The organism is Stenotrophomonas sp. FW305-C-20-S1 (genome assembly GCF_058783335.1).
In genome coordinates this window covers 1-1,434 of sequence record NZ_JBYTEK010000081.1, presented here as the reverse complement: position 1 = coordinate 1,434, position 1,434 = coordinate 1, and the positions used below count along the sequence as shown (strand labels likewise).

Genomic DNA, 1,434 nt, shown 5'->3' with positions numbered 1-1,434 from the left:
GGCGGCGGCGGCAGTTCTTCTCGCTGCCGGCCTGCTCGCAGCCTTCAACCACGGTGCCCAGACCGAGGAACACGCTGTCATCGGCCACCGGCAGGCCCTGCTCGCGCAGGTTGGCCAGGGTCGCGTCCTTCAGGTGCACGGCGCGGTTGGAGATGTACAGCAGGGTCACGCCCTTGGCATTGGCAGCCTTGGCGAAATCGACCACGCCGGGAATGGCCTTGGCCTTCTTTTCGGCCACCCACTGGTCCCAGCTGAGTTCGTCGTATTCCTTGCCGTCACGCACCAGGCGCGCCTGGTAAGGCGAGTTGTCCAGCACGGTCTCGTCCACGTCCAGCACCACGGCCGGCTTCAGGCCCTTGGCCTCGTTGCCGCGCTCTTCCGGCACCAGCGCGTCCCAGTGGGCTTCCTTCAGCGCAACGTCCAGATGGTCGGCGGCGGCACGGTAGGTCTGCTCGGTGATCGCCCTGTATTCCTGCGCGCGCTGCATCCACAGCACGGCATTGAGGTTGTCGTTGGCGGTCGCGTCGAGCGCGCCGTCGGCCTTGGCGGCGGCGGCCGGGGCTTGCGGGGTGGCGGCTTCGGCAGGCGCTTCCACGCGCTTGCAGGCGGACAGGCCCAGCACCGCAGTGGCGAGCAGGGTCAGGGACAAGGAAACGGGACGACGCATGGATTCACCGGCAATCAGATATACCGGCCCATTTTACCGGCAAAGGCGCCGCCGGGACGGCTATGCTTGGCGGTTGACACGTTGTCTTCCGGAAGCCGCCATGACCGACCCTGCCCAGACCCCCGACGTTCCGCTGCTGGATGCCGTACAGGCGCGCCTGCTGGGCTGCCTGGTGGAGAAGGAAGCCACCACCCCGGACACCTACCCACTGACCGTCAACGCCGCGCAATCGGCGGCCAACCAGAAGACCGCCCGTGAGCCGGTGATGAACGTGAGCGCCGGCAGCGTGGAGCATGCGCTGCGCCAGCTGGAGACCCTGGGCCTGGCGCGCCAGCACTTCTCCTCGCGCGCCGACCGTTACGAGCACCGCCTGCAGAGCGCGCTGGACCTGACCCGGCAGCAGACCGTGCTGCTGGCCCTGCTGCTGCTGCGCGGGCCACAGACCCTGGGCGAACTGGTGTCGCGCAGCGAGCGTCTGTACCGGTTTGCGGATATCGACGAAGCCCGCCACGCCGTCGAGCGCCTGCAGCAGCGCGCGCTGCTGGTGGTGCTGCCGCGCGCCAGCGGCCAGCGCGAAGACCGCTACATGCACCTGCTGTGCGGTGAAGTGGACGGCGCGGCGTTGGCAGCAAAGTACGCCAGCAGTGGCGGTGGCGCCGAGCCGGCCGACCCCGGCCTGGCCGAGCGCGTGGGGCAGCTGGAAGCGGCAGTGGCCGAACTGCAGGCGCAGCTGGCCGAACTGCGCGGCTGAAACAGCCCGCCGGGCA

Annotated in this window: 2 protein-coding genes; one reads left to right on the top strand and one right to left on the bottom strand. The window is 69.3% G+C overall.

The window, feature by feature from the left end:
- The coding region (locus tag AC3WTC_RS20495; protein WP_492712431.1) for a 5'-nucleotidase, lipoprotein e(P4) family at positions 1 to 667 on the bottom strand (667 nt) is incomplete at its 3' end.
- Positions 668 to 767: 100 nt separating this feature from the next.
- Here AC3WTC_RS20495 and AC3WTC_RS20490 point away from each other — a divergent pair.
- Positions 768 to 1,418 carry a YceH family protein gene (locus tag AC3WTC_RS20490; RefSeq protein WP_492712429.1) on the top strand — a complete coding sequence of 217 codons (651 nt, stop codon included), beginning with the start codon at positions 768 to 770 and terminating at the stop codon, positions 1,416 to 1,418.
- Positions 1,419 to 1,434: the final 16 nt, after the last annotated feature.

Bases quoted from the DNA above. Each gene is read 5' to 3' on its own strand.
- AC3WTC_RS20490 (WP_492712429.1), top strand. From the start codon at position 768: ATGACCGACCCTGCCCAGACCCCCGACGTTCCGCTGCTGGATGCCGTA.